Raw genomic sequence first — 16,303 nt, 5'->3', positions numbered from 1 at the left:
AGACCGGGTCGGACGTCGTCGTCGTCACCAGCCGTGCTCCCCCCTGACCGCGTCCTCCGCCTCCCGGCGTGGGTCGTGGCCCCAGACACGGCCGGACCCCTCCCCCGAGGCGACGACCTGCGCTCCCGCCCTCGGGCCGGTCGCCGTGGCGACCGGAGTCCGTGGGCACGGAGCCTGTCCTCACCGGGCTGCTTCGCGCGCACCCGGCTGACGTCGATCCTGTCGCCGGCGGCTCAACTCTTCGGCCGGCTGGGGCTAAGTGATCCTCAGCATTGGCTCAAGGAGGTCACGCGAACACGGGGGTTGACGTGACATGGCCGCGGGTGCTCGTACGGTTCCAGGTCGGGTCGGGTCGGGTCGGGCCGCGTCGGGTCGGGCCGGAGCGGGCGCTCAGGCAGCCAGCAGGTCGCGGATGTCGTCGGCCCCGAGCTCGCCGCCGCCGAGAGAGTCGGCGTCGAAGACCGAGCCGAACAGCTCCGCCTTGCGGGCCTTCAGCGCCATCACCTTCTCCTCGATGGTGTCCTTGGCGACCATCCGGTAGACCATCACGTTGCGCGTCTGTCCGATCCGGTGCGCCCGGTCGACGGCCTGGGCCTCCGTGGCCGGGTTCCACCAGGGGTCGAGCACGAAGCAGTAGTCCGCCTCGGTGAGGTTGAGCCCGAAGCCCCCGGCCTTGAGGCTGATGAGGAACACCGGCGCCTCGCCGCTCCGGAACCGTTCGACCACCTGCTCGCGCCGCGTCGTCGACCCGTCGAGGTAGGCGTGCGCGATCCCGGCCTGGTCCAGCCGGTTGCGGATCCGGCCGAGGAAGCTGGTGAACTGGCTGAACACGAGCGCCCGGTGCCCCTCGGCCACCAGCTCGGCGAGGTCGTCGAGCAGCAGCTCGACCTTGGCGGCGGGGATGTCGGCGTGCGCCTCGTCCACCAGCGCCGGGTCCAGGCTCAGCCGGCGCAGCAGCGTCAGCGAGCGCAGCACGGTGAAGCGGTTGCGGTCCAGGTCGTCGAGCAGCCCCAGCACCTTCTGGCGCTCGCGCTGCAGGTGCGTCTGGTAGACGCGCATGTGCCGCGGCGCGAGCTCGACCTCCAGGACCTGCTCCTGCTTGGGCGGCAGGTCGGCGGCCACCTCCTGCTTGGTGCGCCGCAGCACGAACGGCCGCACGCGGCGCTGCAGCTGGCGCAGCTTGTCGACGTCGTGGTCGCGCTCGACCGCCCGCCGGTAGAACTGGGAGAACCGCTGCGGCGACGGGAACAGCCCCGGTGCCGTCACCGAGAGCAGCGACCAGAGGTCCATGAGGCTGTTCTCCAGCGGCGTGCCGGTGATGGCCAGGGTGAAGGGTGCGCCGACCCGTCGGGCCGCCTGGTAGGTCTTCGCGCGGTGGTTCTTGACGAACTGCGCCTCGTCCAGCACCAGGCCCGACCAGCCGAGCGCGGCGACCTCCTCGACGTCCAGCCGGAGGCGGGCGTACGAGGTGACGACCAGGTCGGCGCCGGCCACGGCCTCGGCGAGCGGGACCCGACGGCGGCCGCGCCCGTCCAGGCTCACGACCCGCAGCGTGGGCGTGAACCGTGCGGCCTCGGCCACCCACCCCGGGACCACGCTGGTCGGCGCGACGACCAGGAACGGCGGCGCGGGGACCTCCGCCGCCGCGGCGTCCTGCGCCTGCTCGAGGCGCGCCTGCGCCACCAGGGCCAGCGTCTGGACCGTCTTGCCCAGGCCCATGTCGTCGGCGAGGATCCCGCCGAGGCCGTGCGACCAGAGGCGGTGCAGCCAGGCGAAGCCCTCGGCCTGGTACGGCCGCAGCGTGGCCTGCAGCGTCGCGGGCACCTCCGGGGCGGTCGCGGGGTCGCCCCCGGCGAGGCCCCGTACGGCCCGGGTCCAGCGGGACGCCTGGTTGGCGACGACGCCGAGCTCGACGAGGTCCTCCCAGAGCGAGACCTGGTAGCGGTTGATCGCCAGCTCGCCGGAGTCGCGGTCGTCGAGCGCGCGGGACTCCTCGATCAGGTCGCGGAGGCGGTCGAGGCCGGGGCGGCGCAGGCTGAACCAGACGCCGCTGTCGAGCACGAGGTGCTCCTCGCCCTGGCTCAGCGCCACGAACAGCTGGTCGAACGGCACCCGCTCGCCCTCGACGCTGACCTCGACGTGGAGGTCGAACCAGTCGGCCGTCTCGGCCCGCTCGGTCGCGCTCACCGCGATCGCCGGCTCGGCCACGGCCTCGTGGTAGCCGGGCAGCTCACCGGCCAGGACCACCTCGACGCCCGACGCCTCGAGCGCGGGCAGGGTCCGCTCGACGAACAGCGCGGCGTCGAGGCCGTCGAGCAGCGCGTGCGCGGCGGGGGTGGGCGGCTCGGAGCCGGGCTCGGCCAGCACGGGCGTGCCCGCGTACGGGAGCGGGAGCCCCTCGAGCAGGGCCCGTTCGCGTGCGGGGTCGCGCAGCGCGGCGGACGTCTCGTCGTCGAGGTCGACGCTCCGGTCGACGCCGGGGGCCACGTAGCGGTAGGCCCAGTCGAGGCGCACCCGGTGCTCCGGTCGCGGCGTCACGGTGAGCGACAGCCGTGGGGCCACGTCGACGGGCAGCGCGACGCTGCCGTCGCGCGAGGTGACCGGCGCGTGGCGGCGCAGCGCGGGCACGAAGTCGCCGACGAAACGTTCCTCGTCGCTGCGGGGCACGAGCAGCGGGCGCGCCCCGACCACCAGCGAGCGCAGCTCGCGCGGCAGCAGCCGCTCCAGGCGGGCGAGGGTGAGCCGGGAGTCGGCCCCGAGCGAGAAGACCCCGTGGGCGGGCTCCCCCAGGACGCCGACCGACGTCAGCTCGACGCCGGCCTCCCCCAGGCGGACCCGCGGGCCGACGAGCAGCCCGACCTGCTCGACGCGGCGTACGTCGAGGGTCACCTCGGCGCCGGCGACCACCTCGAAGCCGCGCAGCGGGTCCTCGACGACGACGTCGAGCCCGGCGCCGCCGGCCTGGTCGAGCAGCGACCAGAAGGCGCTGCTCACCGCCTGCAACGACAGCCAGGCGTTGCGCGGCAGCGGCTGGCGGGCGCTGGAGCCGGCCGCGGCCCGCAGCTGGAGCAGCAGCTCGCGGTGGGCGGGCACGTACGAGCGGGCGACGAAGTCGAGGTCCTCCCAGGAGATGCCCGAGCGGACCCAGCCCCCGCCGCGGCCGCGCCGGACCGGGCGCGCCCGCAGGTCGAGGCGGCCCGCGTAGCCCCGGTGCGCCGGGATGCGCTCCACGCCCAGCTCGAGGCCGAGCGGCGCGACCTCGACCGCGGTCGTGGGCGGCGGCGTGGTGACCAGCGGGCCGAGCAGGCGCTCCCACTCCGGGCGCTCGACGCGGGGCCCGGGGCCCTGCTCGTGGCGGGCGACGACGAGGACCGCGGCGGCGTGCTTGCAGTCGAGGGCGACGGGGCAGGTGCAGCGCGAGCGGTGCACGGTGGTGGTGCCGGAGGCCGAGGAGGCGAGGTAGACCGTCACCTCGTAGTCGTCGCGGTGGGTGCCGCGCACCCGGCCCGAGACCGTACGAGCGGCGTCGTCGACCTCGACGTGGCTGACGTGGCCCGACCGGACCGCGACCAGGGCGCGGGCGAACGCCTCCGGCCCGACGAGCGCCGCGATGGCCGCGTCGCTCAGCGCCCCGACGGGCCGCTCCGCAGCGCCCCCGGTGCGACCCGAGGAGGGCGAGGCGGGCTCGTCGGACGGGGCGAGCAGGCCGGCCAGCGCCGCCTCCGCCCCCGCCATCGCCTCGTCCTCCCGCACGCCCGCCAGGCTAGTAGCGCCCTCCGACAGTTCTGCCCTCCTCGCGCCGTGGACGCCGAGCGGTAGGTCTTCCCGGTCACTGGCCCGTCCTGATCGGGACGAGGTACCGCTCGTGCGTGACGACTACCGCTCGAGGCCGCGGGCGGCGCGGGCACGTACGCAGGGTGGCCAGGCGCCCACGGGCACAGGGGTTCGCGCGCGTACGGCGGCTGGGCCGGTCCCGGGTCCCCGACCCTCCGCGAGAGGGCGCCGGGGCCGGATGGTTCGATGGCTCCAGGCGCCGATCGGCGCGTGACCGCGGCCACCTGCCCCCAGGGGTGGAGCCGCACGAGCACCAGGAGGAGCGATGAGCGACAGCAGCCTCGAAGGTCCCGCCGACGGCGGCGCCGAGGGCACCCCGGGCGTCCAGGACGGTGGCGCCGACGGCGGCGCCGAGGGCCCCGCTGACGGCGGCGCCGAGGGCACCCCGGACGTCCAGGACGGTGGCGCCGACGGCGGCGCCGAGGGCCCCGCTGACGGCGGCGCCGACGGCACCCCGGGCGTCCAGGACGGCGGCGCCGACGGCGGCGCCTGATCTTCGCCTGACGACGGTGCCCGGCCTGCGGGCCGGGCACCGTCGTCGTCCCCGACACCGCGCACCACCACGAACGACCACGAACCACCGCGAGGACCCGTGCCAGAGCCCGCCGTACCCACCTCCGCCCTGGACCGGCTCGTCGCCGTCGACCGGGCGACCTTCGCCCACGAGTACTGGGGCCGGCGGGCGCTGCTGACCCGGGCCTCCGAGCTCCCGCACCCCTTCACCGACCTCCTCGACGAGCGCACCGTCGACGAGCTCGTGTCCGAGCGCGGGCTGCGGGCGCCGTTCCTCCGGGTGGCCAAGAACGGCTCGACCCTCGGCGACCGCACCTTCACCGCGCCGGGCGGCGTCGGCGCCGGGATCGCCGACCAGGTGAGCGACAGCAAGCTCGTCGCCCTGTTCGGCGACGGCGCGACGATGGTGCTGCAGGCGCTGCACCGGGTCTGGCCGCCGATCATCGACTTCGTCGGGGCGCTCGCCGAGGAGCTGGGTCACCCGGTCCAGGCCAACGCGTACGTGACGCCGCCGCAGAACCAGGGCTTCGACGACCACTACGACGTCCACGACGTCTTCGTCCTCCAGGTCGCGGGCACCAAGGAGTGGCGCATCCATGCGCCGGTGTGGGACGCGCCGTTGCGCGACCAGCCCTGGACCGACCGCCGGGCCGCCGTCCAGCGCGCGGCCGCCGAGCCGCCCCTGATCAAGGCCGTCCTCGAGCCGGGCGACTGCCTCTACCTCCCCCGCGGCTTCCTGCACGCGGCAACCGCGCTGGGCGGCGTGAGCACGCACCTCACGCTGGGCGTCCACACCTGGACCCGGTACGCCCTCGCCGAGCAGCTGACCACGCAGGCCCTGGCCACCCTCGCGGGCGACGCCGCGGTCCGCGGCTCGCTCGCCCTGGGCACCGACCCGACCCGGCCCGACACGCTCGGCGCCGACGTCGAGCAGGTGCGCGCCGCCCTCCTGGAGGCCGTCCGGACCGCCGACCTCGACGCCGTGGCCGGCGCGCTGCGTCGCGCCGACCGGGACTCGCGCCGCCCGGCCCCGGTCGGGCCGCTCGCCCAGCTCGACGCCGTCAACGCCCTCGAGCCCGGGTCGGTCCTGCGGCTGCGCGACCACCTCGCCCCGACGCTCGACCAGGCCGGCGGGCGCAGCGTGCTGCGCAGCCGGGCCGGGGAGCTGGTGCTGGACGAGGCCGACGTCGCCCCGGTCAAGGCCCTGCTCGACGACGGCTCCGCAGGAGTCACCGACCTCGGCAACGACCTCGCCCGGCGCCTCCTGCTCGGAGCGGTCGTCGTCGCGGGCTGACTCCCGCTCGGGCCGCACGCCCCAGCCCTCCCCGGCGAACGGTAGGTTGCCGCGGCTCTACGGGGGTCAAAGGCACCGCAACCTACCGCTCGACGCAGAGGCGGGGCGGCTCCAGCGGCGGGACGGGGCGCGCGGGTCGGCGCCGGCCGCCTCAGAGCGTGACGCGCAGGATCTTGTCGTCGTCCTTGCCGGGCGTACGGCGTCCGTCGGTGTTGCTCGTGGTCATCCACAGCGCGCCGTCCGGCGCGAGCGCGACCGTCCGGATGCGGCCGTGGTCCCGGGCGAAGTGCGCCTTCGGCTTCCCGGCGTCGGTCCCGTCGAGCGCGACGGTGAACAGGCACTGGCCCTGCAGCGCGCCCACGAACGCCGTCGACCGGGTGATCGCCAGACCCGACGGCGAGCAGCTGCTCGTCGGTGACCAGGTGGCGCGCGGGTCGGTGTAGCGGTCGTCGGAGCTGCGGCCCTCGACCCGCGGCCAGCCGTAGTTGCGGCCCTTGACGATCCGGTTGAGCTCGTCGGCCCGCTTGTCGCCGAACTCGGTGGCCCACAGCCGCCCGGCGCCGTCGAACGCCAGGCCCTCGACGTTGCGGTGGCCGTAGCTCCAGGTCCGGTTGCCGTACGGGTTGCCGGAGGCGGCGCGCCCGTCGGTCCGGACGCGCAGGACCTTGCCCGCGAGCGAGCCCCGCTGCTGGGCCAGCGCCGCGTCCTCGGCGTCGCCGGTGCTGACGAACAGCGTGCCGTCGGGCGCGAACAGCAGCCGCCCGCCGTGGTGGTGGACGCTCGTCGGGATGCCGGTGAGCAGCGCCTTCGGCCTCCCGACGCGGCCGCGCGCGATGCTGAGGCGGACCAGCCGGTTGTCCGACGACGAGGTCAGGTACGCGAACACGGTGTCCTCGTCACCCGGCGCGAGCGCGACCCCGAGCAGCCCGCCCTCGCCCAGGCCGGTCGCGGCCGACACCCCGCGCACCTCGCCCAGCCGCGTGACCTTCCCCTTCGTCGTGATCCGCAGCAGCCGGGCTGTGCCACGCTCGGAGACGAGGGCGTCGCCGTTGCCGAAGAAGTCCATCCCCCACGGCACGTCCAGGTCGTCGACGATGGTGCCCGCGACCTCCGGGTCGGGCTTTCCGGTCGGCGTGGGGCTGGGCCTCGGCCGGGACGTGCGGCTGGACGTGGGGCTCGGGCCGGGGCGTGCCGACGCGGTCGGCGACGCGCCGGCCGTCGGGCTCGCGCTGGGCGTGGCGGCCCCGGCGGACGTCGGGCTCGGCGCGCTCCCGTCGCCGGCTCCCGGGTTGCCGCACCCGGCGAGCCCGGCGGCGACCCCGACCGCGCCGAGCAGGACGGTGCGCCGGGACGGTCGCGGCAGGAAGGACGTCACCTGGACGAGTGTGCCGCGTCCGGAACCGTGCCCCACAGTCTCGGCGCGGTCGTCACGCCATCCGCTCGCCGGCCTCCACGCGGGTGGCGACGGTGTTCTCCGGCGGCGCGAGGGGGCAGAGCCACGCGTCGTCGTAGCGGCACGAGGGGTGGTAGAGGAAGTTCAGGTCGACGACCAGACGGTCCCCCGGTCCCGCGGTGCCGAGGTCCGCGCCCTTGGCGGTGTCGAGGAGGTAGCGCCCGCCGCCGTAGCTCTCTGCGCCCGCCGTGCCGTCGCGCAGCGGCAGGAACAGCCCGCCCGCGTACTGCTCCAGCCACCAGAGCGTGACGGTGCCCCCGACCGGTTCGGGCAGCTCGAGCAGGCCCACGGCCCGCAGCAGGGTGCTGCCGTTCTCGCCGCTCGGCAGCTCCAGCGCCCGGGAACCGTCGGGCACCGGCTCGAGCATGACCTCGAAGCGGTAGGCCGGGTCGTAGGGCCAGCACGGCAGCCCGGTCTCGCGCAGCGGGTCGCCGGGGCGCAGCGCGCTCTGCGGGTGCCCGCGGAACAGCGCGTCGCGGCCGGCGCGCCAGAGCCGGTGCCCCTCCCGCGGGTCGGCCTCCTGCCGGACGGCCGCGTACAGCTCGGCCACCCGTCGCCGCCAGTCCGCCAGCTCGAGCGCGACACGTCCCGCGTCCCCGGTGCCGGTGGCGCCGTCGTCCTCAGACATGCAGGGGTCCTCTCGCGATGCCGCGCAGCCCGCGCAGGTCTCCGGCCAGGTCGTCGAGCAGCGCCGAACCGGGGTCCGGCACGTCGTGCGGCGGCCGGTGCCCGCGCAGCGCCTCGGCCAGGTCGTCGAACCCCGCCGCGAGCCGCTGCACGTCGTCCGCCGGCGGGCGGGCCGCGGGGTGCCGGGCGCGGGCCGCGGCCTCGGACAGGTCGTCGGTCGTCTTCTCGAGCTGGGCGATCATCGGCCACCAGGCCGCCGCCTGGCGCGACAGCGGGGGCGGCTCCGCCAGCGTGCTCTGCAGCTCCGAGCGGACGTCGGACATGGCCCCGTACGCCTGGCGCCGGGCCGGCCCGACCAGGCTGCGGTCCGCACCGAAGGCCACCCTCGCGTACGCGGCGAGCGCCTCCGCCCCGGCCGCGACGTGCTCGCCGAGACGCGGGCGCCAGGTGCCCGGCCAGCACAGGTAGCCGACGACGAGCACGATGCCCGCCCCGATCGCGGTGTCGATCAGCCGGTCCACCGCGGTGCGCCCGTCGACGCGGGTGCCGAAGTCGATGAGCAGCAGCACCAGCGGCGTGATGAAGGTCGAGAGCAGCCCGTAGTTGAGGTTGCGGCCGTAGGGGAAGGCGAAGGCGAGCAGGGCCATGGGCACCAGCAGCCAGCCGCCGTGAGGCACGACGGCGACGACCGCGACGCCGAGCAGGACCCCGACCAGGGTGCCGAGCGTGCGCTGCACCCCGCGGGCGAAGATCGAGCCGAGGTCGGGCTTGAGGACCAGCGCGGCGGTGAGGACGATCCAGTACGGCTTCTCCAGCGGCACGAGCAGCCGCACCGTCTCGGCCACCGCCATCGTCACCGCCAGCCGCACGGCGAACGTCCAGGCCTTGCGTCCGGGCACGAAGCTCGCCCAGCTGGGCCGGTCGCTGCCCGAGGAGGAGTCGGCGCGTCCCTCGACCGTGCGCACGACCTGGGTGAGCGTGGTGAGCACCGGCCGCGCCTCCTCGTCGTCGGCGGCGGCCCGGCCGACGTCGTCCTCGAGGGCGTCCAGCTGCGCGCGCACCTCCCGGTCGCGGCGCTGCCCCACGAGGTCGGCGAGCCGGTCCACCAGGGCCGCCGCCTCGGGCTGCTGGGCCTGCGTCCGCAGCCGCAGGTCGAAGACCGCCGTCACGAGCGAGAAGGACGCGGTCAGCGCGGAGGCGAGGCGGCGCAGGTCGTCACGCCGTCCGGCGGAGGTCGACCGCGCGGTGACCACCTCGTCGTACGCCGACGACAGCTGGCGGGTCAGGGCGGCCCGGCGGTCGTGGACGGCCGCCGCGTCCGGCCGCTCGGCGGGGCGGCGCAGCTCCTCGGCGACCCCGCGGAGCACGGACACCTCGGTGGCGCGCGGTTGGTTGACCGGCGGGTCGAGCCGGGTCTGGACCCAGGACAGCACCAGCGACCAGGCGAGCCCGAGCGCGTACGCGGCGGCGATGAGGTGGACGCCGACGCCCTGCGGGAGGGCGGCCGCGACGGCGGCGTAGACGAGGAGCTGGAGGCTGGCGAAGGACAGGTTCGAGCTCAGCGAGCTGATCAGCGCCGAGAGGGCGCCCAGCACCGCGAACGCGAGCACCGCCGCGACCCCGACCTCGACGTAGCGGCCGGCCAGCAGGCCGACGAGCCCGCCCAGACCCCCGAGCAGCACCCGCCGGGAGCGGGCCCGGAACGACCCGCCGTTGTCGCCGAAGGACCCGACCATCCCGCCCATGCCCGCGAACACGGCGAGCCCGGGCTGCCCCGCGAGCAGACCGGCGCCGAGGACGACGGGCACCGTCAGCATCGAGCGGACCATGTCGCCCCACGGCACCGCGGCCTTCTTGGGGGCGAGGATGCGCACCACCCAGTCCGGGGCGATCGGGTCGAGCAGGCTCGGCTCGCGCCCGAACGTGCGCGGTGAGGCCCGGCGCGAGCGTTCGGTGGAGGTCCGTGGTGCCGTCATCGACCCCTCCTCCCGCTCGTGCTGCGTCCGTCCCCGTCCGGCTCCGCGATCATCGCAGGCGGAGCCGACGAGGCGCGGTCACGGCGCCCGGAGCTCAGCGCGGCGCGGAGCTGCTGCTCTCCTCGGACGCCCGCAGCCGGTGCAGCTCCGCGCGCCGGCCGGCCTGCGCGACCGGGTCGGGCACCGGCAGGGAGGCCAGCAGCCGCTGCGTGTACGCGTGCTGGGGTGCACCGAGCACCTGCTCGCCCGTCCCCTCCTCGACCAGGCGGCCGCGGTGGAGCACGGCGATCCGGTCGGCCAGCAGGTCGACCACCGCGAGGTCGTGGCTGATGAACAGGCAGGCGAAGCCCAGCCGCGCCTGCAGCTCGGAGAACAGCTCGAGCACCCGCGCCTGGACGCTCACGTCGAGCGCGGAGGTCGGCTCGTCGGCGATCAGGAGCTGGGGCTCCAGGGCGATCGCGCGGGCCAGGCTGGCCCGCTGGCGCTGGCCGCCGCTCAGCTCGTGCGGGTAGCGGTCGCCGTACGCCCGCGGCAGCTGAACCGCCTCGAGCAGCTCGTCGACACGGTGCCGCGCGGCCCGGGGGTCGCCGGCCCGCCCGTGCACGACGAGCGGTTCCGCGACGCACTCCGCGATCGTCAGCAGCGGGTTGAAGCTGGAGGCGGGATCCTGGAACACGAAGCCGATGTCGACGCGGCGCGGCCGGAACGTGCGCTCCTTGACGCCGCGCATCTCCTGGCCGAGGACCCGCAGCGAACCCCCGGTGACCCTCGTCAGCCCGGCGATGGAGCGGCCGATGGTGGTCTTGCCCGAGCCGCTCTCCCCGACCAGGCCGAGGACCTCGCCGGACGCCAGCCGGAACGACACCCCGTCCACCGCCGTGAACGCGGGCCGGCCGAGCCGACCCGGGTAGCTGATCCGCAGGCCGTCGGCCTCGACGAGCGTCGCGGGCTCCGTGCCCGCCTCGGCCGACTCCCGGCGCGCGGTCGCCCGTGCGGCGGCGCGCTCGCGGCCCTGCCCGACGTACGGGACGGCGGCGAGCAGCTTCTTGGTGTACTCCTCGCGGGGGTGGGCGAAGAGCTCCGCGGTGCTCGCCTCCTCGACGACCTCGCCGGCGTACATGACCGCGACCCGGTCCGACAGGTCGGCGACCACTCCGAGGTTGTGGGTGATGAGCAGGATCGACGCCCCGAAGTCGTCGCGGCAGCGCCGCAGCAGGTCGAGGATCTCCGCCTGGACGGTCACGTCGAGGGCGGTCGTCGGCTCGTCGGCGACGATCAGGCCCGGGTCGAGCACGAGGGCCATGGCGATGACGACGCGCTGCTTCTGCCCGCCGGAGAACTGGTGGGGGTAGTAGTCGACGCGCTGCTCGGGGTCGGGGATGCCGACGCGGCGCAGCACGTCGACCGCCCGCTCGCGGGCTTCGCGCCGGCTCATCGAGGTGTGGGCCCGCAGCCCCTCGGCGATCTGCCAGCCGACGGTGTAGACGGGGTTCAGCGCGGTCGACGGCTCCTGGAAGACCATGGCGACGTCGGTGCCGCGCAGCTCGCGCAGCCGTGCCTTCGGGACGGCCACGACGTCGGTCGCGGAGTCGCCGTCCTTGCCGGCCAGCAGCACCATGCCCGACGCGGTCGCGCTCGCGGGCAGCAGCCCGAGGATGCTCTTGGCGGTCACGGTCTTGCCGCTGCCGGACTCGCCGACGACGGCGAGGACCTCGCCGGGGGCCACCCGGAGGCTGACCCCGTCGACGGCCTTCACCGAGCCGGCGTCGCTGGCGAAGCTGATGTGCAGGTCGCGGATGTCGACGACCGGCCCGGTGCGGCGCGGTCGCTCCTGCGGACGGTCCGTGAGCGTCATCGCCGGTCTCCTCCGTCGGTCTGGCCCTCGGGCGTCTCCAGCCCGGCGGCGGCGTCGAGCGTCCCGCCCGGCACCACCGAGGTGGCCGCCACGGTGCCGCTCGCGGCAGAGACCGCGCGCCGGCCGCGCAGCCGCGGGTCGGCCAGGTCGTTGAGGCTCTCGCCGACGAGGGTGACGCCGAGGACGGCGAGCACGATGGCCAGGCCCGGGAAGAGCCCGGTCCACCACACGCCGGCGGTCACGTCGGAGATCGCGCGCTGCAGGTCGTAGCCCCACTCGGCGGCCGAGGTCGGCTGGATGCCGAAGCCGAGGAAGCCGAGGGCGGCCAGGGTGAGGAGCGCCTCGCTGCAGTTCAGGGTGAAGATCAGCGGCAGCGTCCGGGTCGCGTTGCGGAGCACGTGACGGCCCATGATGCGGCCCGTGGAGGCGCCGACGACCTTGGCCGACTCGACGTAGGCCTCGGACTTGATCCGGACCGTCTCGGCGCGGATCACCCGGAAGTACTGCGGGATGAACACCACCGTGATGGCCACGGCCGCCGCGAGCACGCCGCCCCACTTGCTCGACTGCCCGCCGGAGATCGCGATCGAGACCACGATGGCCAGCAGCAGGCTCGGGAAGGCGTAGACCGCGTCCGCCACGACCACCAGGACCCGGTCCAGCCAGCCGCCGAGGTAGCCGGACACCAGCCCGAGGGCGACGCCGACGAACAGCGACAGCACCACCGCGACGACGATCGTCTCGAGGGCCGTCTGCGCGCCCCACAGCATCCGCGACAGCACGTCGTAGCCGCCCTGCGTGGTGCCGAGCAGGTGCGCCCCGCCGGGCGCCTGCAGGGTGCCGAACGGCACCTGGTCCTGCTCGATCTGGGCGAACCCGTACGGCGCGAGGAGCGGGGCGAGCAGCGCGGCCAGCACGAAGACGCCCGTGAGCAGCAGCCCGAGGACCAGCATGACGCGCTGCACACCGACGCTCTGGCGGACCTGGTGCACGACCGGCAGGTCTCGCCAGGTGCGGCGCCGCCCGTGCAGCACCGGGGACGCGGCGCCGCCGGGGACGCTCGTGGTGGCGGCCATCAGTACCGCACCCGCGGGTCGATGAGGGCGGCCAGCACGTCGACGACGAAGTTGGTCACGGCGACGATCACGGCGAGCAGCGCGACGATGCCCTGCACGGCGACGAAGTCGCGCGCGGTCAGGTACTGGGCCAGCTGGAAGCCGAGCCCCTTCCACTCGAAGGTCGTCTCGGTCAGCACCGCCCCGCCCAGCAGCGTGGCCACCTGCAGGCCGATCACGGTGATGATCGGGATCAGCGCGGGCCGGTAGGCGTGCTTGCGGACGAGCCGCAGCTCGCCGACGCCGCGCGAGCGGGCGGCGTCGACGTACTCGGTGCCGAGCGTGCCGATGACGTTGGTGCGCACCAGGCGCAGGAAGATGCCGCCGGTCAGCAGCCCGAGCGCGACGGCCGGGAGGACCGCGTGCTCGAGGACGTCGACGACGGCGGCCGGGTCGCCCAGCCGGATCGCGTCGAGGAGGTAGATGCCGGTCTTGCCCTCGAGGAGCTGGAGGTTCAGCTCGGTGCTCGTGGTCGCGCGGCCCGAGACGGGCAGCACGCCGAGCTTGATCGCAAACACCAGCTTGAGCAGCAGGCCCGCGAAGAACACCGGGGTGGCGTAGCAGAGGATCGCGAACACCCGCAGCACGGCGTCGCCCCAGCGGTCGCGCACGTACGCGGACAGCATCCCGAGCGGGATCCCGACGAGCAGGGCCACGAGCAGGCCGTACACGGCGAGCTCGAGCGTCGCGGCGCCGTAGGTCACGAGGACCTGCGTCACCGGGCGGTTGTCGCTGATCGTCGTGCCGAAGTCGCCGTGCAGCAGCCCGCCGAGGTAGTCGCCGTACTGCACGAGCAGCGGCCGGTCGTAGCCCGCGGCGTGGATCCGCTCCGCCAGCTGCTCGGGCGGAAGCCGACCGCCCTGCGCCGCCGTGATCGGGTCACCGGTCGTGCGCATGAGCAGGAAGACCATCGTCACGAGGATGAACACCGTGGGGATGATCAGCAGGAACCGCACCAGCAGGTAGCGGCCGAAGCCACCCCCGCCGCTGGACTTCCCCTCCGGCTTCGCCACGACGGTGGCGCCGGTCGACTCCGGGCTCTCGAGAAGCGTCATGGGCGCGACCCCAGGGCCTGCCGGAGGTCCTCCGGCAGGCCCGGGTCACGTGCCTCGGGCAACGTCAGCCCTTCGAGAGCGCCGCGTAGCGGAACTTGAACGACGCGTCGAGCGTCTGGTCCGCACCCGACACCGTCGACCCGACGACCGCGACCTGCGAGCCCTGCAGGAACGGCAGGGTCGACAGGTCCTTGGCCTCGGTGTCCTGGATCTGGCCGATCAGCGCCTCGCGCTTGGCCTTGTCGGTCTCCACCAGCTGCTCGGCGATCAGCTTCTGCACCGTCGGGCTGTCGTAGTGGTTGGAGAGGAAGTTGTTCTTGACGAAGAACGGCGTCAGGTAGTTGTCGGCGTCGGAGTAGTCCGGGAACCAGCCGAGCTGGTAGACGGGGTACGCGTCCTTGACGCGGTCCTTCGAGTACTGCACGTACTCGGTGGACTGCAGGTCGACCTTGAACAGCCCCGAGCTCTCGAGCTGGTTCTTGATCAGGCCGTACTCGTCGGTCGAGCCGGGACCGTAGTGGTCGGTGTTGTACTGCAGCTTGAGGTCGACCGGGGTGCTGACGCCCGCCTCGGCGAGGGCCTGCTTGGCCTTGTCCGGGCTCGGCTTGCCGGTGCCGTCGCCGTAGAGCGACTTGAGCGCGTCGTTCGCGCCGGTCAGGCCCTTGGGCACGAAGGAGTACAGCGGGGTGTAGGTGCCCTTGTAGACCTGCTGCGACAGCGCGTCGCGGTCGATCAGGTCGGCCATCGCCTGGCGCACCGCGAGGGCCTTCGCCGGGTCCGCGTCGGAGGTCTTGGCGCCGAACGGCATCGTGTTGAAGTTGAAGACCATGTAGCGGATCTCGCCGCCGGGCCCGTCGACGACCTTGACCTTGTTGTTCGTGCGCAGGTCGGCGATGTCGTTGGCCGACAGGCTGCGGAACGCCACGTCGATCGAGTTGTTGCTGACCTCGAGCTTCATGTTCGAGGCGTCGGCGTAGTACTTGACGTTCACGGTGCCGGTCTTGGCCGGGCCGAGCAGGCCCTGGTAGCCGTCGTACGCCTTGTAGGAGATGAGGTTGTTCACGTCGTAGCTGGCGATCGTGTACTGCCCGGCGAAGGCCTTGCCGTCGACGATCGTCTGGTCCGGCGTCACGGCCGTCGGGGAGAAGACCTCCTCGTCGACGATGGGGCCGGCCGGCGAGGACAGCACCTGGGCGAAGGTCTGGTCGTTCGCGGCCTTGAGCTTGAAGACGACGGTCGTCGCGTCGGGCGCGCTGACGCTGTCGAGGTTCGACAGCAGCGACGAGGGCCCGTTCGGGTCGGCGATCTTGACGTCGCGGTCGAAGGTGAACTTCACGTCCGAGGAGGTGAGGTCGTGGCCGTTGGCGAACTTCAGGCCCGGCTTGAGCTTGACCGTGTACTCCGTCGGCGAGGTGAACTCGGCCGAGGTGGCGATGTCGGGCTTGACGTCCGGGCTGCCGTACGGGGTGTTCATCAGGAACGGGTAGACCTGGTTCATCACGGCGAAGGAGCCGTTGTCGTACGAGCCGGCCGGGTCGAGCGAGGTGATCTTGTCGGTGGTGCCGACGACGATCGCGCCGCCGGCGGAGCCGCCGGTCCCGCTCGAGCTGCCCGCGCTCCCGCTGCCGCCGCCACCACAGGCGGCCAGGAGCAGGGCGGAAGCCGCGACACCGGCGCCGAGGCCGATCAGTCGTCGGCGGGTGGGGACGTAGGACATGCGTTCTCCGATCGCAGGGCTGTCGCCAGGACTTGTGGTCGGGCGTGCGCCGGACGCCGGAAGATCTCTCGTCCACGTCGGCAGCGCGGCTCAGTGTTCCACGCCGGCGCTCCCCTGCCCACCTGGTGAGCGCCCGTCGCCCCAGCCTTTACACGTTCGTTGCCGCGCCGGGCACCGTGGTGACGAGCGCCCCGGGTGAGCGGGCGCGGCCTGGGTAGGCACCCTCGACACGCCGAGGAGGCCGCCCGTGCGCCTGACCCCCCGCAACACCCGGTTCTTCGACCTGTTCGCCCGCGCCGGCGAGCAGGTGCGCGACGGCACCCGGGTGATGACCGCGCTGGTGACTGCCGCGCCGGCCGACCGTCCCGCCCTCGTGGCCCGGCTCGAGGAGCTCGAGCACGCCGGCGACGCGTCGGTGCACGCGGTGATGTCGGCGCTCAACACGAGCTTCATCACCCCCTTCGACCGCGAGGACATCGCCCTGCTGGCCTCGCGCCTCGACGACGTGCTCGACGAGCTCGAGGAGGCCGCGCAGCTAACCGTCCTCTACCGGGTCGGCGCCCTGCCGGAGGGCGTCCTGCGCCAGGCGGCGCTCCTCGAGCGCGCAGCCGACCTGGCCGCCCCGGCGATGACCCGGCTGGCGAGCCTCGACGGCCTCACCGACTACTGGGTCGGGGCCAACGAGGTCGAGAACGAGGCCGACGCCGTCTACCGCACCGCGCTCGCCGCGCTGTTCGACACCGAGACCGACGCCATCGCCCTGCTCAAGGTCAAGGAGGTCCTCGACCACCTGGAGGAGGCGGCGGACGCCTTCGAGCGCGTCGCGAACGTCGTCCAGGGCATCGCGGCCAAGGAGTCCTGACC

At 74.3% G+C, this 16,303-nt stretch carries 11 protein-coding genes; 3 read left to right on the top strand and 8 right to left on the bottom strand.

Features of this window, described 5'->3' with window-relative positions:
* Positions 1-390 precede the first annotated feature (390 nt).
* Positions 391-3,753 (bottom strand): DEAD/DEAH box helicase, encoded by a 3,363-nt coding sequence (locus BMY04_RS06615; RefSeq protein WP_198409965.1) that lies wholly within the window; start codon positions 3,751-3,753, stop codon positions 391-393.
* Between the two features lie 346 nt (positions 3,754-4,099).
* On the opposite strand from BMY04_RS06615, the gene BMY04_RS06610 reads away from it, so the two are divergent.
* Together BMY04_RS06610 and BMY04_RS06605 are read left to right on the top strand one after the other, a co-directional pair.
* The gene (locus BMY04_RS06610; RefSeq protein ID WP_091178321.1) at positions 4,100-4,327 is read left to right on the top strand and encodes a BatC protein; all 228 of its coding nucleotides are present in this window, start codon (positions 4,100-4,102) and stop codon (positions 4,325-4,327) included.
* A gap of 99 nt (positions 4,328-4,426) precedes the next feature.
* Positions 4,427-5,641: a cupin domain-containing protein gene (locus tag BMY04_RS06605; protein WP_091178320.1), complete on the top strand. Its 1,215-nt coding sequence runs from the start codon at positions 4,427-4,429 to the stop codon at positions 5,639-5,641.
* Between the two features lie 151 nt (positions 5,642-5,792).
* Here BMY04_RS06605 and BMY04_RS06600 read toward each other — a convergent pair whose 3' ends face one another.
* The 7 genes from BMY04_RS06600 to BMY04_RS06570 form a co-directional block, all read right to left on the bottom strand.
* The gene (locus tag BMY04_RS06600) at positions 5,793-7,016 is read right to left on the bottom strand and encodes a PQQ-dependent sugar dehydrogenase (protein WP_232506144.1); all 1,224 of its coding nucleotides are present in this window, start codon (positions 7,014-7,016) and stop codon (positions 5,793-5,795) included.
* A 52-nt stretch (positions 7,017-7,068) separates the two neighbouring features.
* A complete protein-coding gene (locus BMY04_RS06595; RefSeq protein WP_091178319.1) occupies positions 7,069-7,722 on the bottom strand; it encodes a DUF1684 domain-containing protein in 654 nt (217 codons plus the stop codon).
* On the bottom strand, positions 7,715-9,697 hold the full coding sequence (locus BMY04_RS06590; RefSeq protein ID WP_091178318.1) for an FUSC family protein: 1,983 nt from the start codon (positions 9,695-9,697) through the stop codon (positions 7,715-7,717). Before BMY04_RS06590 ends, BMY04_RS06595 begins: the two co-directional genes overlap by 8 nt.
* Before the next feature lie 94 nt (positions 9,698-9,791).
* Positions 9,792-11,552 carry an ABC transporter ATP-binding protein gene (locus BMY04_RS06585; protein ID WP_091178317.1) on the bottom strand — a complete coding sequence of 587 codons (1,761 nt, stop codon included), beginning with the start codon at positions 11,550-11,552 and terminating at the stop codon, positions 9,792-9,794.
* The gene (locus BMY04_RS06580; protein WP_091178316.1) at positions 11,549-12,628 is read right to left on the bottom strand and encodes an ABC transporter permease; all 1,080 of its coding nucleotides are present in this window, start codon (positions 12,626-12,628) and stop codon (positions 11,549-11,551) included. Before BMY04_RS06580 ends, BMY04_RS06585 begins: the two co-directional genes overlap by 4 nt.
* Positions 12,628-13,722 carry an ABC transporter permease gene (locus BMY04_RS06575; protein ID WP_091178315.1) on the bottom strand — a complete coding sequence of 365 codons (1,095 nt, stop codon included), beginning with the start codon at positions 13,720-13,722 and terminating at the stop codon, positions 12,628-12,630. The genes BMY04_RS06580 and BMY04_RS06575 overlap by 1 nt, the downstream gene beginning before the upstream one ends.
* 64 nt (positions 13,723-13,786) lie before the next feature.
* On the bottom strand, positions 13,787-15,439 hold the full coding sequence (locus tag BMY04_RS06570) for an ABC transporter substrate-binding protein (protein ID WP_091178314.1): 1,653 nt from the start codon (positions 15,437-15,439) through the stop codon (positions 13,787-13,789).
* 247 nt (positions 15,440-15,686) lie between these two features.
* Between BMY04_RS06570 and BMY04_RS06565 the strand changes: the two genes are divergently transcribed.
* On the top strand, positions 15,687-16,301 hold the full coding sequence (locus BMY04_RS06565; RefSeq protein WP_091178313.1) for a DUF47 domain-containing protein: 615 nt from the start codon (positions 15,687-15,689) through the stop codon (positions 16,299-16,301).
* Positions 16,302-16,303 lie beyond the last annotated feature (2 nt).

Origin of the sequence: Microlunatus flavus (assembly GCF_900110855.1) — a bacterium.
Classification (GTDB): domain Bacteria; phylum Actinomycetota; class Actinomycetes; order Propionibacteriales; family Propionibacteriaceae; genus Microlunatus; species Microlunatus flavus.
The sequence above is the reverse complement of the archived record's forward strand: the minus strand, read 5'-3'. Positions and strand labels throughout refer to the sequence as shown.

What these genes read in the sequence shown, in the direction of transcription:
- BMY04_RS06610 (WP_091178321.1), top strand. Translation starts at nt 4,100, where the DNA reads ATGAGCGACAGCAGCCTCGAAGGTCCCGCCGACGGCGGCGCCGAGGGC.
- BMY04_RS06595 (WP_091178319.1), bottom strand. Translation starts at nt 7,722, where the DNA reads ATGTCTGAGGACGACGGCGCCACCGGCACCGGGGACGCGGGACGTGTC.
- BMY04_RS06590 (WP_091178318.1), bottom strand. Translation starts at nt 9,697, where the DNA reads ATGACGGCACCACGGACCTCCACCGAACGCTCGCGCCGGGCCTCACCG.
- BMY04_RS06585 (WP_091178317.1), bottom strand. Translation starts at nt 11,552, where the DNA reads ATGACGCTCACGGACCGTCCGCAGGAGCGACCGCGCCGCACCGGGCCG.
- BMY04_RS06580 (WP_091178316.1), bottom strand. Translation starts at nt 12,628, where the DNA reads ATGGCCGCCACCACGAGCGTCCCCGGCGGCGCCGCGTCCCCGGTGCTG.
- BMY04_RS06575 (WP_091178315.1), bottom strand. Translation starts at nt 13,722, where the DNA reads ATGACGCTTCTCGAGAGCCCGGAGTCGACCGGCGCCACCGTCGTGGCG.
- BMY04_RS06570 (WP_091178314.1), bottom strand. Translation starts at nt 15,439, where the DNA reads ATGTCCTACGTCCCCACCCGCCGACGACTGATCGGCCTCGGCGCCGGT.